The organism is Methanosarcina sp., from assembly GCF_028693135.1.
Classification (GTDB): domain Archaea; phylum Halobacteriota; class Methanosarcinia; order Methanosarcinales; family Methanosarcinaceae; genus Methanosarcina.
This window is the reverse complement of sequence record NZ_JAQUVZ010000011.1, coordinates 20,579-21,195: the sequence shown is the minus strand read 5'-3', so window position 1 is coordinate 21,195 and position 617 is coordinate 20,579. Positions and strand designations below refer to the sequence as shown.

Annotated in this window: 1 protein-coding gene; it reads right to left on the bottom strand. The window is 44.1% G+C overall.

The window, feature by feature from the left end; translation table 11 throughout:
• Positions 1-617 (bottom strand): hypothetical protein (locus PHF18_RS07355; RefSeq protein WP_300100489.1); only part of this gene is annotated, 617 nt, incomplete at both ends.

The following is a 617-nucleotide window of genomic DNA, read 5'->3' as shown; positions in this document are numbered from 1 at the left end:
GCTGGAGCTTCTGGAGCTTTTGGTGCAGCATCTTCACAGTTTTTATTTTCTGTAGTTGCTGGAGCTTCTGGTGCAGCATCTTCACAGTTTTTATTTTCTGTAGTTACTGGAGCTTCTGGAGCTTTTGGTGCAGCATCTTCACAGTTTTTATTTTCTGTAGTTGCTGGAGTTTCTGGAGCTTTTGGTGCAGTATCTTCACAGTTTTTATTTTCTGTAGTTACTGGAGCTTCTGGAGCTTTTGGTGCAGCATCTTCACAGTTTTTATTTTCTGTAGTTACTGGAGCTTCTGGTACAGCGACGTTCTTTGCTGTAGTTGCTGAAGCCTCTGGTGCAGCGTCTTCACAGTCGTTCTTTACTGGAGCTTCTGGTGCAGCGACGTTCTTTGCTGTAGTTGCTGCATTGTCACAGCCTTCTGCTGCTTTAGTTTCTGCAGTTGTAGCTGCTGTAGTTGCTGTATTGTCACAGCTTTTCACTGTAGCTGCTTTAGTTTCTGCATTGTCACAGCCTTCTGCTGCTTTAGTTTCTGCAGTTGTAGCTGCTGTAGTTGCTGTATTGTCACAGCTTTTCACTGTAGCTGCTTTAGTTTCTGCATTGTCACAGCCTTCTGCTGCTTTAGT